19 protein-coding genes are annotated in these 19,230 nt (G+C 37.6%); 16 read left to right on the top strand and 3 right to left on the bottom strand.

The features are described 5' to 3' along the window. From tolB to V7Q04_RS02890, 8 genes are all read left to right on the top strand, one after another. Complete coding sequence (tolB, locus tag V7Q04_RS02855) at positions 1–1,266, top strand: Tol-Pal system protein TolB (RefSeq protein ID WP_333803694.1); 1,266 nt, start codon at positions 1–3, stop codon at positions 1,264–1,266. A 65-nt stretch (positions 1,267–1,331) separates the two neighbouring features. Further along, positions 1,332–1,832: an OmpA family protein gene (locus tag V7Q04_RS02860; protein ID WP_333803397.1), complete on the top strand. Its 501-nt coding sequence runs from the start codon at positions 1,332–1,334 to the stop codon at positions 1,830–1,832. An 11-nt stretch (positions 1,833–1,843) separates the two neighbouring features. After that, on the top strand, positions 1,844–2,776 hold the full coding sequence (locus tag V7Q04_RS02865; protein ID WP_333803398.1) for a tetratricopeptide repeat protein: 933 nt from the start codon (positions 1,844–1,846) through the stop codon (positions 2,774–2,776). Between the two features lie 110 nt (positions 2,777–2,886). Beyond that, the gene (locus tag V7Q04_RS02870; protein ID WP_333803399.1) at positions 2,887–3,516 is read left to right on the top strand and encodes an FKBP-type peptidyl-prolyl cis-trans isomerase; all 630 of its coding nucleotides are present in this window, start codon (positions 2,887–2,889) and stop codon (positions 3,514–3,516) included. Then, a complete protein-coding gene (locus V7Q04_RS02875; RefSeq protein ID WP_333803400.1) occupies positions 3,401–4,267 on the top strand; it encodes a sigma 54-interacting transcriptional regulator in 867 nt (288 codons plus the stop codon). The genes V7Q04_RS02870 and V7Q04_RS02875 overlap by 116 nt, the downstream gene beginning before the upstream one ends. Positions 4,268–4,324: 57 nt before the next feature. Next, the gene (gene fabD / locus V7Q04_RS02880; RefSeq protein ID WP_333803401.1) at positions 4,325–5,248 is read left to right on the top strand and encodes an ACP S-malonyltransferase; all 924 of its coding nucleotides are present in this window, start codon (positions 4,325–4,327) and stop codon (positions 5,246–5,248) included. A gap of 10 nt (positions 5,249–5,258) precedes the next feature. Continuing rightward, the gene (locus V7Q04_RS02885; protein WP_333803402.1) at positions 5,259–5,957 is read left to right on the top strand and encodes a 5'-methylthioadenosine/adenosylhomocysteine nucleosidase; all 699 of its coding nucleotides are present in this window, start codon (positions 5,259–5,261) and stop codon (positions 5,955–5,957) included. Beyond that, positions 5,950–6,702: an ATP-binding protein gene (locus V7Q04_RS02890; RefSeq protein ID WP_333803403.1), complete on the top strand. Its 753-nt coding sequence runs from the start codon at positions 5,950–5,952 to the stop codon at positions 6,700–6,702. The genes V7Q04_RS02885 and V7Q04_RS02890 overlap by 8 nt, the downstream gene beginning before the upstream one ends. A 118-nt stretch (positions 6,703–6,820) precedes the next feature. Here V7Q04_RS02890 and recO read toward each other — a convergent pair whose 3' ends face one another. Beyond that, positions 6,821–7,438: a recombination protein RecO gene (recO, locus tag V7Q04_RS02895; RefSeq protein ID WP_333803695.1), complete on the bottom strand. Its 618-nt coding sequence runs from the start codon at positions 7,436–7,438 to the stop codon at positions 6,821–6,823. A 240-nt stretch (positions 7,439–7,678) separates the two neighbouring features. On the opposite strand from recO, the gene gltB reads away from it, so the two are divergent. The 8 genes from gltB to V7Q04_RS02935 are packed head-to-tail and all read left to right on the top strand — an operon-like array spanning position 7,679 to position 17,943. Continuing rightward, entirely contained in the window at positions 7,679–12,103 is a 4,425-nt protein-coding gene (gene gltB / locus V7Q04_RS02900; protein WP_333803404.1) for a glutamate synthase large subunit, read from the top strand. Between the two features lies 1 nt (position 12,104). Further along, entirely contained in the window at positions 12,105–13,487 is a 1,383-nt protein-coding gene (locus V7Q04_RS02905) for a glutamate synthase subunit beta (RefSeq protein WP_333803405.1), read from the top strand. Positions 13,488–13,496: 9 nt separating this feature from the next. Next, the gene (locus V7Q04_RS02910) at positions 13,497–14,222 is read left to right on the top strand and encodes an inositol monophosphatase family protein (protein WP_333803406.1); all 726 of its coding nucleotides are present in this window, start codon (positions 13,497–13,499) and stop codon (positions 14,220–14,222) included. Positions 14,223–14,244: 22 nt separating this feature from the next. Next, on the top strand, positions 14,245–15,123 hold the full coding sequence (gene accD / locus V7Q04_RS02915; RefSeq protein ID WP_333803407.1) for an acetyl-CoA carboxylase, carboxyltransferase subunit beta: 879 nt from the start codon (positions 14,245–14,247) through the stop codon (positions 15,121–15,123). Then, complete coding sequence (locus tag V7Q04_RS02920) at positions 15,120–15,575, top strand: 23S rRNA (pseudouridine(1915)-N(3))-methyltransferase RlmH (RefSeq protein WP_333803408.1); 456 nt, start codon at positions 15,120–15,122, stop codon at positions 15,573–15,575. Before accD ends, V7Q04_RS02920 begins: the two co-directional genes overlap by 4 nt. Before the next feature lie 52 nt (positions 15,576–15,627). Further along, positions 15,628–15,987 carry an RNA polymerase-binding protein DksA gene (gene dksA / locus V7Q04_RS02925; protein WP_333803409.1) on the top strand — a complete coding sequence of 120 codons (360 nt, stop codon included), beginning with the start codon at positions 15,628–15,630 and terminating at the stop codon, positions 15,985–15,987. Between the two features lie 10 nt (positions 15,988–15,997). After that, positions 15,998–17,008 carry a fatty-acid--CoA ligase gene (locus V7Q04_RS02930; protein ID WP_333803410.1) on the top strand — a complete coding sequence of 337 codons (1,011 nt, stop codon included), beginning with the start codon at positions 15,998–16,000 and terminating at the stop codon, positions 17,006–17,008. Continuing rightward, entirely contained in the window at positions 17,005–17,943 is a 939-nt protein-coding gene (locus V7Q04_RS02935; protein ID WP_333803411.1) for a tRNA dihydrouridine synthase, read from the top strand. Before V7Q04_RS02930 ends, V7Q04_RS02935 begins: the two co-directional genes overlap by 4 nt. Here the strand turns inward: V7Q04_RS02935 and V7Q04_RS02940 are convergent. Together V7Q04_RS02940 and V7Q04_RS02945 are read right to left on the bottom strand one after the other, a co-directional pair. After that, entirely contained in the window at positions 17,937–18,299 is a 363-nt protein-coding gene (locus V7Q04_RS02940; protein ID WP_333803412.1) for a hypothetical protein, read from the bottom strand. The genes V7Q04_RS02935 and V7Q04_RS02940 overlap by 7 nt on opposite strands. Next, on the bottom strand, positions 18,296–19,225 hold the full coding sequence (locus V7Q04_RS02945) for an AEC family transporter (protein ID WP_333803413.1): 930 nt from the start codon (positions 19,223–19,225) through the stop codon (positions 18,296–18,298). The genes V7Q04_RS02940 and V7Q04_RS02945 overlap by 4 nt, the downstream gene beginning before the upstream one ends. Positions 19,226–19,230 lie beyond the last annotated feature (5 nt).

Raw genomic sequence — 19,230 nt, forward strand, 5'->3', positions numbered from 1 at the left:
ATTAAAAAACTAGTTGTTTTCTTATCTTTGGCAATTTTTTCTTTTGCTGCTGATGCAACAGTAGAAATTGTAAAGAAGATAGATGTACTTCCAAAAATTGCAGTTCAGGATGCAAGTCCAAAAAATGTTGATTTAGAGTTTAGAAAAAGTTTTTTTAAACTTATTGCTGGCGATTTACGTGTTAGTAGTCACTTTAATGTACTGGATGAATATTTACAAAGTAGCTATGAAGGCGGACCACTAGAAAATTTTCTATCGGATAAAAAAGTGGACATGATTTTACGTTTTAGTTTAGGTCAAGATTTTAATACAGCTTCGGCTAATGTTAAATTAATCAACGCTAAAACGGGCGTAACAACATTTGAAAAGTCTTATAGCATTGCTGATAAAAAAAGAAATCCTTTCTTGGCGCATAAAATTGTTGTAGATGCAAATGATCAAACAGGAGCTCCTTCTATTAAATGGATGGAACAGTCTGTTATATTTGCACGCTATACTGAAGCAAAGAAAAGTGAAATTGTTATTTCTGATTATACGCTCAGTTACCAAAGAGTCATTGTAACTGGTGGTTTGAATGTTTTTCCAAAATGGGCAAATGCAGATCAGAGCGGATTTTTCTACACTTCTTACAGTGGAGCAGAACCAACTATCTATAAGTACGACTTAAAAGATGGTAGCAGAAAAAGTATTGTTTCGAGTCAGGGTATGATTGTTTGTTCAGATGTTTCCAAAGATGGTAATAAATTACTCTTAACAATGGCACCAAAAGATCAACCAGATATTTATCTCTATGATTTGCAAACTAGAAAAATTACTAAGATTACTGATTATCCTGGTATTGATGTCAATGGTAATTTTATTGATGATGACAAACGCATTGCTTTTGTCTCTGATCGATTAGGCACACCTGATATTTTCGCACAAGGAATTTATGATAAAAGTTTTGAAAAACTTGTCTATCATGGAAAAAATAAAAACTCAATCTCAACGTATGATAACTATATTGTTTATTCCAGTAGAGAAAGTGATAGTGAATTTGGAAGAAATACGTTTAATCTCTATCTCATTTCAACGAAAACTGACTACCTTAGACAATTAACAGCATCAGGAGAGAATCTTTATCCGCGTTTTGCTAAAGATCCGGATACTATTATGTTTATAAAACAACTTGGAAATCAGAGTGCTTTGGGCATAATTCGTCTAAATGCGAATAAAACCTATCATTTTCCATTAAAAACAGGCAAACTTCAGTCAATTGATTGGTGAATTTTAAAAAAAATGTGGTATAATTCCGAAGTTTTTAAATTTGAACTTTTAAAAAGGATCTAATAATGGGTAAATTAGCTTTAACAAGCTTAGCGGTAGCGGTTTTGGTTTTAACAGGTTGTAGCCAAAAAAGTCCAGAAGTCGATATGACTAAAGGAACTGGTGATACAAAAGGTGCTTCTAACGATGGTATGAGTGCTCTTCAAAAATTGATTGCTTCTTTAGAGGCTAACTCTAAAACAATCTATTTTGATTTTGATAAATATAATGTCAAAAAAGATCAACAACCAAACATTGATGCAAACGCTGCATTATTCAACTCTGCAGAAGCAAAAAGCTTTTCAATCAAAGTTGAAGGTAACTGTGATGAATTCGGTACAGACGAATACAACTATGCACTTGGTCTTAAAAGAGCAAAAAGTGTTAAAGATGGTTTAGTTGCTAAAGGTATGGTTGCAGATAGAATTACAGTTGTAAGCTATGGTGAGAGTAATCCTGCTAGCACAGAGCACAATAAAGAAGCTTGGGCTAAAAACAGAAGAGCAGAATTTAAAGTTCTTCCATAATCTTTGCTTTGATGAAAAAACAGATTTTTTTATTTTCGATAGCGTTGCTGCCTATGGCAGCGCTATCGAGTGAACCCTCAGCATTCGGATCCAGCGATTTTAGTAGCGGAACTTCTTCCTCTTCATACAGTAATACAGTTAGTGTTAGTGAAAAAAAACCTCAGAATAGTCAAAAGTCAGCAATTTTTAATGACAATACTAGCAGTAGTAAAGCTGATAGTAGCAATGTTTCTGAGCAATATGAAGGAATGCGTTCTGTAATGGAAAGTTACGCGACTAAAATTGCTAAGCAAGATGAAAAAATGCGTCAACTCGAAGAGGAAAATAAAAAACTCAGAGAGTATGTCGAAGAGAGTCGTAAGATTCAAAACGATAATCAGGATAAAATCAAGGTTGTCGTAGGTGAACTTGGAACTCTTATTGATTCAATCAATAAAAATTATGTACCCAAAGATAAATTTGACCAACTTGCTAATGAAGTTAGAGGTGGGAAAAAAGGTGCAGCTATACCAGCAGCTGAGCCAGTAAAAAAAGATGCGACTAAGGAAACTCCTACAGCAGCTCCTACAAAAACAATCTCTGCGAAAGAATTAAGCACAAAAGACAGTGCTACGCTTGTTAAAGAAGCAGATGATCATTTTGAAAAAAAATCGTATCCAGAAGCCCAAGCCCTTTATACTGAACTTTTGAACCGTAATTATAAACCTGCTAAAGTTAATTTTAACCTTGGTGAAATCGCATATAGTCAAAAATCTTATAGCTCAGCTATTGAATATTATAAATCAAGTATGTCTTTATTTGATAAAGCCGCATATACTCCAACACTTTTATATCATACAGGTGCATCGTTTGAAAAGCTAGGTAAAGCCAAGGAAGCTCAAGGTTTTTATAAAGCTCTCAAAGACACTTATCCTGATTCTCCTGAAGCAAAAAAAGTTAAATAACTTTTTTTATACACTTCTTTGCACAAAAAATAGACTTAAAACTTTCACCTAAGGGCATATACAACAAATATATGCTAAAATCCTTTGTTTATAAATTAAGGGAGAAAATTATGAGTATTAGTGATAATCAAGTAGTTTCAATCCATTATGAGCTTAGAAATGTTGATAATGGTGAAATTTTAGATAGTAATATTAATGCAGCACCACTTTCTTTTATTGTTGGAAAAGGTCAAATTATTCCAGGATTAGAAGAAAAAATTAAAGAGCTTAAAGCTGGTGAGAATGCTGACATTAAAGTGGCGGCAGCTGATGCATATGGTGTTTACGATGAAAATGCTGTTCAAACATTACCAAAAGAGCAATTTGCTGGACTTGAACTTCAAGTTGGCATGACACTTTATGGTCAAGGTGAGCACGGTGAGACGGTTCAAGTTATGGTTAAAAACTTTAATGATGAAACTGTTGAAATCGATTTCAATCATCCTTTAGCGGGTAAAGATCTTTTATTTGCAATTAGTATTCTTGAAGTACGTGAAGCTACTGCTGATGAACTCTTAAATGGTTATGTTGGTGGTGGACACGGTGGTTGTGGTTGTGGATCAGGCGGTTGTGGTTCTCATGAGCATGATGAAGAACATGAATGCTGCGGTGGACACGATCACGATCATGAACACGGTGAAGGTGGATGCTGTGGTGGTGAAAGTCACTCCCATGGTGGCGGATGTTGTGGATCACACTAATTATATAGCAAAGTCTAGAGCCTCTATGGAGGCTCTTAAATCAGCCAATCTTCTTAAAAGTGTTACAATTAATGCGTTAATTTTGGGAGAGAGTGGTGTGGGCAAACAGACGCTTGCAAAACATATCCTTTCAGCACCTATTGTCGATGCGAGTGCTTTCAATGAACTTTTAGCGCTTATTGAAACAAACAGCAGTCTCATCGTCAAAAACTTTCATAAAATTACCAATTATAAAAAACTCAAAATTGCTTTAGATGTTCATAAAACACGTATTGTTGCAACATCCAGTTTGCCAATCAGTGAACCATTAATGGATGAATTTTTTAGTCTTAAAATTGTTATTCCACCTTTGCGGGAACGTGAAGAAGATGTAACACCTTTGATGGAAAAATTTGCACTAGAGGCATGTATGATGTTTGATGGTGAGTTTGGTGAAGCACCTTCATTGGATGAAATTTCACCAGATCTTAGCAAAAACTGCTATTCTCTAAGACGTTCTGTCTACAATGCCTATTTGATGAACTCCTTTGGTGAAGATGAAATTTTAGCTATGATGGAGCGATTTTTGTCCCAGCATATTGGAGGAAGAAACGATTACCGCGATCTTTTGTATCTTTTTGATGTTCCAATGATCAAAAGTGGTTATGCTAAATTTGGTTCTCAACTTGCGATTAGTGAAAAATTTGGACTCAATCGAAATACCCTTCGTAAAAAAATCAACGATTACAAAGACAGATTAAAAATAGACTAGATGTTAGCATTGTACACAGTGCAAAATGCTTACATGTAAACGATAAAAGGTTAACCAATGAACAATAGTATCTTTATATTTCCAGGACAAGGTAGCCAAAAAATTGGCATGGGAAAAGATTTTTATGATAACTCTTCTTTAGCGAAAGAGATGATTGAAAAAGCAAGTCAAAGAGTAGGATTTGACTTTACATCACTTCTTTTTGAAGAGAATGACCGATTGGAACAAACGGAATATACGCAACCTGCTATCTTATTGGTTAGTTTAATTGCACATCGTCTTTTTAATGAAGTGTGCAAAGTAACTCCAAAAGCAGCTTTAGGTCACTCTTTAGGTGAATTTTCAGCTTTAAGTGCAGCAGGCGCTCTAAATTATCTTGATGCTGTTGAGTTAGTCCATCAACGAGGTCTTTTGATGAAGCACGCTTGTGAAAGTATTAATGCAGGGATGATGGCACTTTTAGGACTTGATGATGCTACTGTCGAAGCGATTGCAGCTAAAGAGCAAGAACTTGGTAAAAAGGTATGGGCTGCTAATTATAATGGCGACGGTCAGATTGTGCTTGCAGGCAATAAAGATGATTTAGCTTCACTCGAACCGCTTTTTAAAGAAGCAGGTGCGAAAAAGGCTGTTCTTCTTCCCATGTCAGTAGCAAGTCACTGCCCACTTTTAAGTGCAGCGCAGCCTTCGTTAGAGGGTTATTTGGAACAATGGCTAACAGAGAGTTTTACCACTCCTGTCATTTCAAATGTTACGTCAAATGCTTATCAGACTAAAACAGAGGCAAAAGCACTTTTGTCTCAACAGTTAATTTCACCGGTTAAATACAAACAGTCTATTTTAGCGGTAGAGTCTTCTGTGGACTGTTTTATTGAATTTGGCGGTTCTGTATTAAAAGGTCTTAATAAACGTATAACACAAAAGCCAACATACAGTATTACAGATATGAAAAGTTTAGAAGAAGTGCTTGCACTTTTTTAAAAGGAAAAGAATGAAAATAGCAATTATGGGTGCAATGGTTGAAGAAATCACACCTCTTTTAGAATTTTTTGGAAAATATGAAACAATCGAATTTGCAAAGAATCGTTACTACACAACATCGTACAAGGGAATGGATTTGGTCATTGCTTACAGCAAAATTGGCAAAGTTAATGCCAGTTTGACGGCTTCAACACTCATTGAAAAATTTGGAGCGCAAAAGCTCCTTTTTTCGGGTGTTGCCGGAGCTCTCAATCCATCTTTAAAAGTAGGTGATTTACTTGTAGCTACCAAACTTGCACAACACGATCTAGATATCACTGCTTTTGGACATCCTCATGGATACGTGCCAGAGGGCTCTGTTTATGTTGAAACAGATAAAGCCTTGATGGCATTAGCAAAAAAAGTAGCATCCGCTCAAAATATTAACTTGCTTGAGGGAATTATTGCCACGGGCGATCAGTTTATTTGTGATGGTGTTAAAAAAGAGTGGATTCATACGACGTTTAATGCAGATGCAACCGAAATGGAAGGTGCTTCTGTTGCAGTTGTATGCGATGCACTTAAAGTTCCTTTTTGTGTACTTCGTGCCATTAGTGATGCAGCCGATATGGATGCTGGATTTAGCTTTGATGAATTTTTAGTAAGTTCAGCCAAAGAGAGTGCTCAGTTTATTATTGCGATGCTAGACGAACTTAGTAGCCATGATTGAAATTAGTAAACGTCTTTTAAGAATTGCTGGACGCACGAATGCACACTATAAGCTTATAAGCGAAGGTGACAAAATTTTGCTAGGTCTTAGTGGTGGGAAAGACTCACTAAGCCTTGCCCATGTTTTAAAACATATGCAACGTGTGGCTCCTTTTGATTTTGAATTTAAAGCGGTTACCATTGCTTATGGTATGGGTGAAGATCTTCAAACACTGCATAATCACTGTTTAGAACATGAAATTGACCATGAAATCGTTGATACGAAGATTTTTGATCTTGCGCAAGATAAGATTCGTGAAAATTCCTCTTTTTGTAGCTTTTTTTCGCGTATGAGACGAGGAGCCCTTTATACCTATGCGCTTGATCATGGTTATGCGAAGCTTGCACTTGCTCATCACCTTGATGACGCGGTAGAGAGCTTTTTTATGAACTTCTCACACAATGGTGCGCTCCGCTCTATGCCACCAATTTACAAAGCTCAAAATGGCTTACAGGTAATTCGCCCACTCATTCACGTACGAGAGCGTCAATTGCGTGATTGTGCCAATGATGCAAATATGCCTATTATTGGGGATGAAGCATGCCCTGCAATGCGCTTTGATGTTAAAATGCCTGTTATGCGCGCTCGTACAAAAGAGATGCTTGTCAATATGGAAAAAGAGAATCCAGACCTTTTTGTTTCTCTCAAAAAAGCATTTGAAAATATTCAAACTTCAAGCTTTAGCGATGAGCGTTTCTTAGAGTAATTTTTTTGCAAAGCCAAATTTGAAAGAAGATGAAGCATCAAGTATACGTGGGCTTTCTGCCGAAGAAAACTTAGTGTTAACGTAGTTTTTGAAGCTTTGCTTTAAAAACGTATCAAGGTTAAAACCCTTCCAATAAAATCTTCCATAGCACATCGATTTGTTCATCATTGAGTGCTATGGTGCTTTGTTCTTCAAAAAGTTGTTTTACATCTAAAAGCTCAAACGTTTGGTTCCATGCACAGGTTTTATGAGCGGGTAAAAAACCTCGAATCAGGGTTAAATCACTTGAAATTTCTTCGTCGCAGTTAAAACAGATAAAATCATCATGCAATCTTCCCTCATACGCTAAAAGTTTGATATAGGCTTCAATTGCGATACGTTTTGGGTTTTGTTTATGCCAGATGGCAGAGCATTCTTCTAATAAATCAAAATAGAAGTTATCAATGGTAGCAATATCTTTGAGGTGTGTGTAAAAAAGCCTGATAAACGGTTGCCAGATAAGCATACGTTCTCTATATGTGTTCCAAGACGTTCCAAGGTGCATAATAGACCGAAGCTGGGGTATAGATGACTTAAGAGATGGAATCACTTCAAAATCGATTTTATAGCCTAAGTGGATCGTAGAGTGACGTGCTCCGTAAAATCTATAAACAGTTTTAATGCTAGAGTGCGTTAAAATGGTGACAATTAAATCTTCGTCTTTAACACGATTCAAATTGATGATGTATCCTTGCATAGGGAATTTTAGCATCTCTATATGTGTTTATTCTTAAATTTAAAAATTAAAAAAACTATTTTATATTATAAAATTTATTGACAATTAATTTTATTTAAGATATGTAAACTCTTCAAACATCGAAAAATACTCTTTTATTGAAATGTAAGAATTATTGTTATATTATCCGCTCGCTTTTAGCTTAAAAATTTGTCAGATTTCGTCAGAATTTTGATGAAAATTCCACAAAAGGCTTGTGAAATGGATCTTATAACAGGATTTAAAGACAACTGCGGTTTTGGATTAATCGCAAACATAAAAAACATTCCAACCCATGAAAATGTTGAAGACGCCATTACGGCATTAGAGAGAATGATGCACAGGGGTGCAATTGCCGCAGATGGTAAGAGTGGTGATGGTAGTGGACTTCTTTTCTCAATGCCCGTTGACTTCATGAAAAAAGAGGCACACAGACTAGGCGTGGATCTTCCAGCTCAGTTTGCGGTTGCTATGATTTTTTTACATACAGATGAGCAAAAAAGAATTTTTGAAGAGACCTGTGAACAAAATGATCTTAAAGTCATTTTGTACCGAGATGTTCCCGTCAAAACAAAAGCCCTTGGAAAATTAGCACTTGACTCATTGCCTCAAATTGTCCAAGCATTTGTTACTTCTTCTTCTTTGGTTGCAACCAAGCGTTTTGAAGCACTTTTATACCTTACTCGAAAAATGGTCGAAAAACGACTTAAAAACGAATCAGACTTTTACATTGCATCTTTTTCAAGTAAAGTGATTTCGTATAAAGGTTTGGTAATGCCAACCTATATCAAAACATTTTTCCCAGATTTGAGTGATAACGATTTTAAAGCAACATTTGCACTCTTTCACCAACGCTTTTCAACCAATACACTTCCTAAATGGAAATTGGCACAACCGTTTCGCACTTTAGCGCACAATGGTGAGATTAATTCTATTTCAGCCAATCGTTTCTATACTCAAGTAAAAAGTGAATGTATCAAGAGTGGTATTTTTTCTGAAGAAGAACTCCAAAAACTTTATCCATTAACTACGAATGACGTGAGTGATAGCGCAAGTTTGGATAATATGTTTGAATTTATGCTCATTAATGGATTTGACTTTTTCAAAGCGGTTCGTTCACTTATCCCAGCTCCTTGGCAAAATGCACCACACATGGACTCAGAACTGAGAGCATTTTATGAATTTTCAAGTATCAATTTTGAGCCTTGGGATGGTCCAGCAGCGATCTCTTTAACCGATGGTCGCCACATTGCCTGTGTGTTAGATAGAAATGGTCTTCGTCCTGCTAAATATATCATTACCAAAGATGATCGCATCATTATCTCTTCAGAATATGGTGTTTTAGACATTGAAGAAGATAACATCATTGAGCGAGGTCGTTTACAAAGTGGTCAAATGATCGGGCTTGATCTGAAATTTGGCAAGATCATGAAAAATGATGACATTAACGATTACCTCAAAAGTTCCAATACCTATACTGAATGGCTCAATAAAGGGCTTGTTTACTTACAAGAGTTTGTAGATATTCCTTTTTCTAAAACAACAGACTATGTGCGTGAAAACTTAGAACTTGAGCAACGCTATTTCAACATCACTCAAGAAGTGAAAAACATGGTCATTGAGCCGATGATGAAAGACGGCAAAGAGGGTGTTGGCTCTATGGGTGATGACACCCCAATGGCGGCATTTAGTAAAGTACAGCGCAATTTCAGTGACTATTTTAAACAAAAATTTGCGCAAGTCACCAACCCACCGATTGATCCGATTCGTGAAAAAGTGGTTATGAGTTTAAATACGAGCTTTGGTGAAATCCGCAATATTTTGGAAGAGAATCCAGGTCACGCGGTACGTATTAAATCTATTTCACCGATTATGATGCAAGAAAAGTATGAAGTTCTTGACTCTTTTGGCGATCCAAGCAAACCTCGTTATAAAGATGAGTATAAAAACCGCTATTTCTCAACACTGTTTGAAGACAATCTTAAAGGAAGCCTTGAAGATTTGGCATACGACATTGCACAAGCGGTTAAAAACGATGGTATTCGCATTATCTTCCTTGATGATCGTGGTATGACTGCAAAACTGAAACCAATGCCGATGATTATGGTGATTGGTCGTGTCAATCAAGTGCTCCTTGATGAGGGCGTTCGCTCACTCACTTCCATTGTTGCTATCTCAGGTGAAGCGATTGATACGCACTCATGTGCGTGTATGGTCGGGTTTGGTGCGAGTGCTATTTATCCATACCTACTTTATGCGACTGTCTTAGATGAGTGCAAAAAGAGTGAAATGGGCTCTTACGAGATCAAAACAAAGCTTAAAAATGTCAATCATGCCCTAGGACAAGGCCTTTTAAAAGTTATGTCTAAAATGGGTATCGCAACGATTGCATCGTACCGTAACTCAGCACTTTTTGATGTACTTGGTCTTGGTAAAGATGTTGTTCATGAGTGTTTTGATGGTGCTATTTCACTTATCCCTGGCCTTTCATACGAAGATGTAGAAGAGCGTTTGGGACGTAATCATCATCTTGCCTATGAGCTGAATCTTACCAAAAAACTCTTTCCTCTTGAGATTGGTGGTTTCTACAAATACATCGATGGGCAAGAGTACCATGATTATGCTCCGCAAGCTATTCATGCGATTCATAAAGCAACCGTTACGGGTGATAAAAAAGATTTCCATGAATTTACAAAGCTGATTAACAATCGTGGTTTTAAAATGGTACGTGACTTTTTTGAACTCAAATCGGATCGTGAGCCGATTGCGTTAGAAAAAGTAGAATCTAAAGAGGATATTTTTAAACGCTTTGCAACTGCGGCAATGAGTCTAGGTTCTATCTCTCCTGAAGCACATGAAGCTTTGGGTGAAGCGATGAACAAAATTGGTGGTATGAGTAACTCAGGAGAGGGTGGTGAAGCGCCTGAGCGTTTAAAAACCAATAAAAACTCACGCATTAAACAGATAGCATCAGGTCGTTTTGGTGTGACACCTGAATATTTACGTTCTGCTACCGAAATTCAGATCAAAGTAGCACAAGGTGCAAAACCGGGTGAGGGTGGTCAACTTCCAGGACATAAAGTAACGCCTTTAATTGCAAGCTTACGTTATACGATCCCTGGTGTTACATTGATTTCGCCACCACCTCACCATGATATTTATTCGATTGAGGATTTGGCACAACTTATATTTGATATGAAACAGATCAATCCTGATGCGATCATTACGGTTAAGCTCGTATCCACAGCAGGTGTTGGAACGATTGCTGCGGGTGTGGCTAAAGCGTATGCCGATAAAATCATCATCTCTGGAGGGGATGGTGGTACGGGTGCCGCACCTCTTACTTCTATCAAGTTTGCAGGAAATCCATGGGAAATTGGTTTGAGTGAAGCACACAATGCCCTTAAAGCAAACCATTTAAGAGACAGTGTTCACCTTCAAACCGATGGTGGTTTAAAAACAGGACTTGATGTTATTAAAGCAGCCCTCTTGGGTGCTGAGAGTTATGCGTTTGGAACACTCTCTTTAACTATTATTGGATGTAAAGTGCTTCGTGTTTGTCACTTAAACCGCTGTTCAGTGGGGGTGGCAACACAAGATGAGAAGCTTAGAGAGCATTTTGTAGGAACCGTGGATAAACTGGTCAACTTCTTCACACTTTTAGCTGAAGATGTGAGAGAGATTCTTGCACATTTAGGTTACACGCATTTAGAAGAGATTATTGGACGTAGTGATCTTTTAAGCGTCATTGATGATGCTTTTGCGAAAAAATTTGACTTTTCATCCGTGCTTATGAGACTGGAAGGTCCTGATACGCATAATGGCAAATCCAATGATCCGTTTGATAAAAATGAGTTTGAAAAAGAGATATTAAAAGATATCTATAAAGTCATTGAAAACCCAGATGAAAAAATTGTATTGCACAAAAGTATTTGCAATACCAACCGTAGTTTTGGAACACTCATTAGTGGCGAAATTGCAAAATTCTATGGCAATAAAGGCCTAAAAGACGATAGCATCATCTTTAGACTTAACGGTGTTGCCGGTCAATCATTGGGTGCATTTTTGGCAAGTGGTATTACTATTAACCTCAAAGGCACAGCGAATGATTACGTCGGAAAAGGTATGAATGGCGGTAAAATTGTCATCGCTCCAAAATTCCAAGGACGGGATTATTCATGCGGTGGAAATACATGCTTGTACGGTGCAACAGGTGGTAAACTTTACATTGCGGGAAATGTGGGCGAGCGTTTCTGTGTTAGAAACTCTGGTGCTACTGCTGTGGTTGAAGGAACTGGTGACCATGCATGTGAGTACATGACCGGTGGTGTTGTTGCCATTCTTGGCAATACGGGTGTGAATTTTGGCGCTGGTATGACCGGTGGTGTTGCATTTGTGTATGATGAAACACGTGATTTTATTGATAAACTCAACCAAGAACTCGTTATTGCAGAGCGTATTGATACCGACGATATGGATGAAGCACGCCACTTCTTGAAGCGACTTCTAAGAACCCATATCAATGAGACAGCAAGTTATAAAGCGACACATATTTTAGAGAATTTCCGCCATGCGGTAAGAGATTTTTGGATTGTGAGACCTAAAGATATGACAAAGGTACCACTCAATCCGGAGCAAGGAGACTAAGATGCAAAATTTTGTGAATGAAGAGAGATATGAGCCAAGAAAGCGCTCAACTGGCGATAGAGTAAAAGATTTTAAAGAAATTTACGAAATTTTTAGCAAAGAAGATGCCTCTTCTCAAGCCGATCGTTGTATTCAGTGTGGTGATCCATTTTGCCATAGTAAATGTCCTTTACACAACTATATTCCATTTTGGTTAAAGGCTACGAGTGGCATGAAGAGAGATTTGGCATTTAATCTCTCTAATGAAACGAACCCATACCCTGAGATTACGGGACGTATTTGTCCACAAGATCGCCTTTGTGAAGGGGATTGTACACTCAATGATGGACATGGTGCGATTACCATTGGTGCTATTGAAACATTCATTTCTGAAGAAGGTTTCAAAAAAGGGTTAAAACCTAGTTTTCCTGGTATTACCACTAAGAAAAAAGTAGCGATTATTGGTGCTGGTCCTGCGGGGCTTGCCTGTGCGACCTATCTTTTACGAGCAGGCATTGCTGTGAGTATGTACGATAAGCAAAATAAAGCAGGTGGACTTTTAACCTATGGAATTCCTGGCTTTAAGCTTGATAAAGATGTTGTTGCACGCCGTGTTCGTTGGTTGGAAGAAGCGGGTATGAGTTTACATATCAACACACATGTCGGTAAAGATATTAGCTTTGATGAGATCGCACACAGCCATGATGCCCTATTCTTGGGCATTGGTGCTGAAAGCCCACGTAAAGCAAATATTGCTAACGAAAATGCAAATGGCGTTTTTATGGCAATTGACTTTTTACGTTCTATCCAGAAAAAGCTTTTCAATGAGAGTTATGACAAAAAATTTGAAGTTAAAAATAAAAATGTTGTGGTTATCGGTGGTGGTGATACGGCGATGGATTGTCTCAGAACGTCTATTCGTGAAGGTGCGAAAAGTGTAACATGCCTTTACAGACGCGACAAATACAATATGCCAGGTTCCAAAAAAGAGTTTAAAAACGCTATTGAAGAGGGTGCAGAGTTTGTTTACAATGTAACCCCTAAAGAGATTTTAGTCAATTCTGATGGACAAACCATCGGTATTGATATGCATAAGACGATTTTGGGTGCCAAAGATGCAAACTGTCGTCAATGCGTAGAGATCGTTAAAGGTGGCGATTTTAGAGTGGATGCAGATGTCATTATCTTTGCACTCGGCTTTACTCCAGCCGTGCCTACATTCTTAGCAGAAAATGGGATTGAAGTGAATAAATCAGGTTGTATTGTTGTCAGTTATGAATATCAAACAACCAAATCAGGTGTCTATGCGGGAGGCGATTGTAAGCGAGGCTCAGACCTTGTTGTAACAGCGGCTAAAGAGGGCAAAGAAGCAGCTCATAGCATTATCAAAAAATTACTTGGCTAAGAGTCCTAAGTGAGTTTTATAGAAGCTGCCCTATGTGCCAATAAAGAACTTATGGATCTTTTGCATGTTAAAGGATTGAGTGCATCACAGCATCAATCCTTCGACATTGGTGCGGGTGGCGATCGTAGCTCTGGCATTGATCTTGAAGCAGAGCAAATTTTTATCAAATATCTTCTTTCTTTTGGGGAGATTATCTCTGAAGAGAGTGGCGTGATCCCTAGCGATAATTGTTCTGCTCGCATTGTTCTTGACCCCATTGATGGTAGTGACAATTTGCTTTCACATCTTCCTTTCTTTGGAACCTCAATTGCCTATTTTGAAGATGATAAATGTACTAAAGCGATGATTACAAATTTAGCTAACGGAGACGTTTTTATTAAAGATGAAGACGGGTTACGCCAAGGAAAAATTGGACAAAATAAATTTGCTTTGGTGACACATAACGCCTTTTCAAAAGTAGGAATTTTTGAGCGTTCTTACTGTTCAGTTCACGCACATGAAAAGCTTCAAAGTGCAAAAATAAAGTACCGTTCTCCTGGTGCCTTTGCGCTTTCTTTAGCCTACGCACACGACGTTTCGTTTGTTCTTTATGAAGGTATTATGCGCTCTTATGATGTTGAAGCGGGACTGTTTATGTGTGAGGATTTGCACACTTTTTTGGAGGGCGATATTTTCCTCGTAAGCAAAGATAAGGAAATTTTTGATAAAATAAAAAGTTTATTTATAAGCAATTAGCTTTAAAAGAGGATAAAAACCTATGCGATTTGCAGAAATTTTCTCAAAAATTCGAAAAACACAATCTACCCCTAATGAAGCTCCAAGCCACTGGGTTAAGTGCAGTGCGTGTCAATCCTTAATGTATTACAAAGAGATCGAGCAACGTTTTAATGTGTGTCCAAAATGTAATTTTCACATGCGAATTTCCGCGAAACAGCGCATCGAACAGCTTTGTGATGAAGGAAGTTTTGTTGAGTTTGATGCCAATTTAATACCGATTGATCCGCTTAAATTTGTGGATAAAAAATCGTACAAAAAACGTATTGAAGAAGCGCAAGAAAAAACAGGCAAAAACTCATCTGTAGTTTGCGGATCATGCAGTATTGATGGGATAAATGCACAAATTGTTGTTTTTGATTTTGCGTTTATGGGCGGCAGTTTAGGCTCCGTTGAAGGTGAAAAAATTGTACGCGCTATCAATCGCGCTATGGCCAATAAAGAAGGATTGATTATTGTCAGTGCCAGTGGTGGGGCTCGTATGCAAGAGAGTACATTCTCTTTGCTTCAAATGTCTAAAACTTCCGCTGCACTTGCCAAATTGGCTGAGGTAAAATTACCTTACATTTCGATTCTTACTGACCCAACGATGGGAGGGGTAAGTGCATCCTTTGCCTTTTTAGGCGACATCATCATGGCAGAACCAGGTGCTCTTGTTGGATTTGCAGGTCAGAGAGTTATCAAACAAACGATTGGTGCCGATTTACCTGAAGGATTCCAAAAAGCGGAATTCTTATTGGATCATGGTTTGATCGATATGATCGTCACACGTACTGACATGAAAAAAGTTGTGGCAGATTTGTTAAAACTTTTGGGCGAGAATTGTAAAAATGATGCATTTGAGTTAAGACTCAAAGCATGAATGTAAAGGTCTTTACGATCGAAAAAAGTAGCGATAAATCATTGGATGCCATCGCTTCTGAATATACCAAAATGATCTCTCGGTTTGCAAAAGTCGAAGAGATCAAGATCTTTAATAAACAGATAGCCTCAGCACAAATGATTGGTGAAAAAGAAGCTCGTTCTTCCTATACCAAAGCATACGAACCCCATTTAAAAGGGTATAATGTAGCGTTGGACGTGGAGGGTACACAACTAAGCAGTGAGCAATTTAGCGCACTTTTTGACCAAGATGTCAACATCAATTTTTTCATCGGTGGTGCTTTTGGGTTTGAAGAGGCTTTTTTAGGTCAAACTCAAAAGATTATAAGTTTAAGTAGATTAACATATGCTCACAAAATCGCGAAAGTGGTTTTATTTGAGCAGATTTATAGGGGATTGTGCATAAAAAACAACCATCCCTATCATAAATAGTTGATTATAATGTAGGTTTATTTCAGGTCAATTTTTCTAAAGGAAACAAAGGATGAGAGAGCACGAGCTAAAGCATTTTGAGGACATTCTTAAAGAGAGAAGAGTCCAGATCAAAAAAAATATCGAAGACTCTATGAGAGAAATCGAAGATCTTAAAGATACCGATGTAGGTGATGAAGCAGACCATGCTTCTATAAGCACGGACCGTATGATTGAGCAAGCTATTAGTGCACAACAGATGAAAGAACTCAATGAAATTGAGTTTGCAATTAACAAAATCAGAAATGGCAGTTATGGCATTTGTGAAATGTGCGAAGAAGACATAGGCTTTCAACGCCTTAAAGTTAAGCCACATGCACGTTACTGCATTGTGTGCCGTGAAATTATTGAAAAATCAGCAAAAAATAAGTAGGTAGGAAGCCATGGGAATCAAACGCTATTTTCTTGTATCACTCATTTATATGTTAGCTATTGGACTGTTTGTTTATAGTTTTAATGGTGAAAGTTATACGCTTGAGCAGTTTGGTCTCTCATTGAGCCTTCCAATAGCTTTTTGGGTCGTTGTTCCTATCGTATTATTAGTTATTGCATCTATTGGGCATTTGGTATTTTATAACTTTAAAGATTTTTTATACAAAAGAGCCTTGAAAAAAGACATTGAACTTTTTCAAGAAGCTGCTAAAAATCGTATTTTAGGTGAAGATGTTAACAACGCTTATAAAACAGATGGTTTTAAATTTGTGGGTAAAGTGTTGCAATGTATGCGTTTTGATGCAACACTTCCAACATCATTTATTGAAGAAGATGTCTCTAAAGTATGTGCTGTTGCTGTTAGTATTGCAAATGGCAATTATGAAGATATTAAAAAATACAAATTGGCTAAAACCAATCCTCTTGTGATTCAAAATAATATCAATCGTCTTAAAATTGAGCCTCGCTTTGCGCTTGAGGTACTCAAAAATTGTAAAGAACTCAACAGTGAGCTATGTTTAAAAGCATATGATGCACTCATTGATTTTGCAAGTTTCAATGAAATTAAACGTTATGACTTCCCCCAAGATAAACGTACTTTCCGTCGCATGATGGAACGTTATTTGGATGCAGATGATAGTTTTGACATGGATATAAAATCGATCGAAGATATGTTAGAGCAGTTTAATGCAGATCGTGCAGATTATCTTGAACTTGCTCATGAAATTAAAATTAAACTCTCACCCGATGCGTTGATCGCATTGTTTGAAAAACTGTATAACTCTAAAGGTTCTATTGCCGCTGATGCGTATTTATATGTGCTGTATGATCTTCAAATGATTGATAAAATCCGTGAACTTTTACTCAACTCAGATCCTGAAGAGTTTGTAAAGTTTAAAACCGTTCTTTTCTTAAGAGATCATGGTAAGAGTATCGACATCGACAAATTTTTACGCGTATGAATCACGAGATAGACTTTGAGCGGGGCATTTTAGCCCTTGCTCCCCTTGCCGGCTTTACAGACCTTCCTTTCCGTAGTGTTGTTAAGAAATTTGGTGCGGATGTCACCTTCTCTGAAATGATCAGTGCAAACGCTTTGCGTTACCGTTCTGAGAAAACATTTAAGATGTTGACAAAATCTCCACTTGAAACGCCTTACATCGTTCAAATTGCAGGATCAGACCTAGACTCTATCAAAGAGGCTGTGTTGGTGCTTAATGACATTGAGGGCATTGATGGGATTGACCTTAATTGTGGTTGTCCTGTGCCAAAAATCATCTCTCAAGAAGCAGGCTCATCTCTTCTGCTTAACCTACCTCACATGCAAAAAATTATTGAGACTATTAAAAAATATTCCAATAAACGCTATACCAGTGCAAAAGTTCGTTTAGGCTTTACGACAAAAATTCCTGAAGAGATCGCTAAAGCATGTGAGAGTGCAGGGGTTGATTTTATGAGTATGCACGGGCGAACGCGGGCAGGGGCTTATAAAGCGGAAGTAGACTACCATGCCATAGCAAGAGCACGTGCGGCTGTAAGTATCCCTTTAATTGCAAATGGTGACATTACAAGCTATGAAAAAGCGTTACATGTCAAAGAGGTAACAGGCTGTAATAGCTTGATGATAGGACGAGGTGCCGTGGGAAATCCGTGGATTTTTTATCAGATTCAAAATGCGTTAGTTCATGTTGAGAAAACAAAAATTTTGGAGATAGTGTTAGAGCATTTTGATGCAATGGTTGATTTTTACGGCGAGAAAGGGCACTCCATTTTTCGTAAGCATTTACATACATACTCAAAAGGATTTCGTGAAGCGTCTGAATTTAGAGATAAAATAAACCGCATTGAAGACGATGCACTGATGCGTGAAACGATAGCGACTTTTTTCGCTCAATAACCGTCATTAAAGCCTTGTGCTTTATGCTTATCTTTTTTATAACTCCCCCGATACTTCTCTTTTTCTAACAAATTCGCCTCTTTTAAGAGGCGTTTGTGCGTTTCTTCAATGTCTATTCCTTCTAGGTTTGCAATGCTATTTGAAACGAGAGTGGCATAATTTTGCAGTCCATTGGTATAGGTCGAATCGAGTCTTATAGGATCAACTTTTTGTAAAGTCTTAAGCCCTTTTTCTGCACGTTTGACAAATAAATTAAAATCAAAATTTTCATTCTTAAGCGCACTAACGCAACTACCCAAAAAACGCTCAAGCGCTCTGATGTATTTGACTCTTGCATCTTTGTCGTTAATGTTCATGAAGGGAAACTCACGATATTAAAGTGTTGCAGAAAATAGCTCACGGCAATTAAAAAAGGGATAAATAAAAGTGAAGTGAAAAAAACCAATACCGTGACATCAAGGGGTTTGCATTCGTACAAGGCAGCAAGATTAATGTTCGTTACGGCTAAGGGAACGATGATTTGTAAAAATATCAATCCAGAGGCAATAGGAGAAATAGGGAAGAGTATAAAGAGCATAAAACCTGCAATAAGTGGCGTGATAAGAAACTTTAAAAGGCTTACATGTAAAAGAAGTTTATAGTTGATACTTTTGAGTTTCATGTTATAAATGTACATACCAAATGTCAGAAGTTGCATACCCATAGAGCAGTACGCACCAATTTCCAGTGAGCGTAGAATGGCAGAATTTACTTTTATATCTAAAAAATTGAATGCAAGGGCTAAAAAAGCAAACCAAATCACGGGGAGTTTGATGATATTGACCAACGACTCTTTGATGCTTGAATTGCCCCGAGAGTAGATGAAAACACCTAAAGAATAGACAACAAAGACATTGGCAACGGTGAGAAGGCTGGTATAGATGATAGACGCATCGCCAAAGAGCGCAATGCCTAAAGGGATGCCTAGATTGCTTGTATTTCCGATGATAGCACTGATGGTGACGATAGACTTGTCTTTTGCGTCATTAAAAAAGAAATACGCGATACCCCCGCTTGCCATAACACAGACTAAACAGACAGCGACATACAGCAGAGGAACTTGCATAAGATTAAGATCAATAGGACGGCTAGATAGTCCCCAAAACGAAAGGATAGGCTGTAGAAAATAGATCGTGAGAAGAACCATCCCTTTTTCATTCAGCTCATCTTTAAGCATCCTTTTTGCCATAAATCCAAGCAAAATGAAAGCGTAAATAGACAAAATGGAGATGGCAATATTCATCTTCT

The sequence above is a fragment of the Sulfurospirillum sp. genome (genome assembly GCF_036802865.1).
Lineage (GTDB): Bacteria > Campylobacterota > Campylobacteria > Campylobacterales > Sulfurospirillaceae > Sulfurospirillum.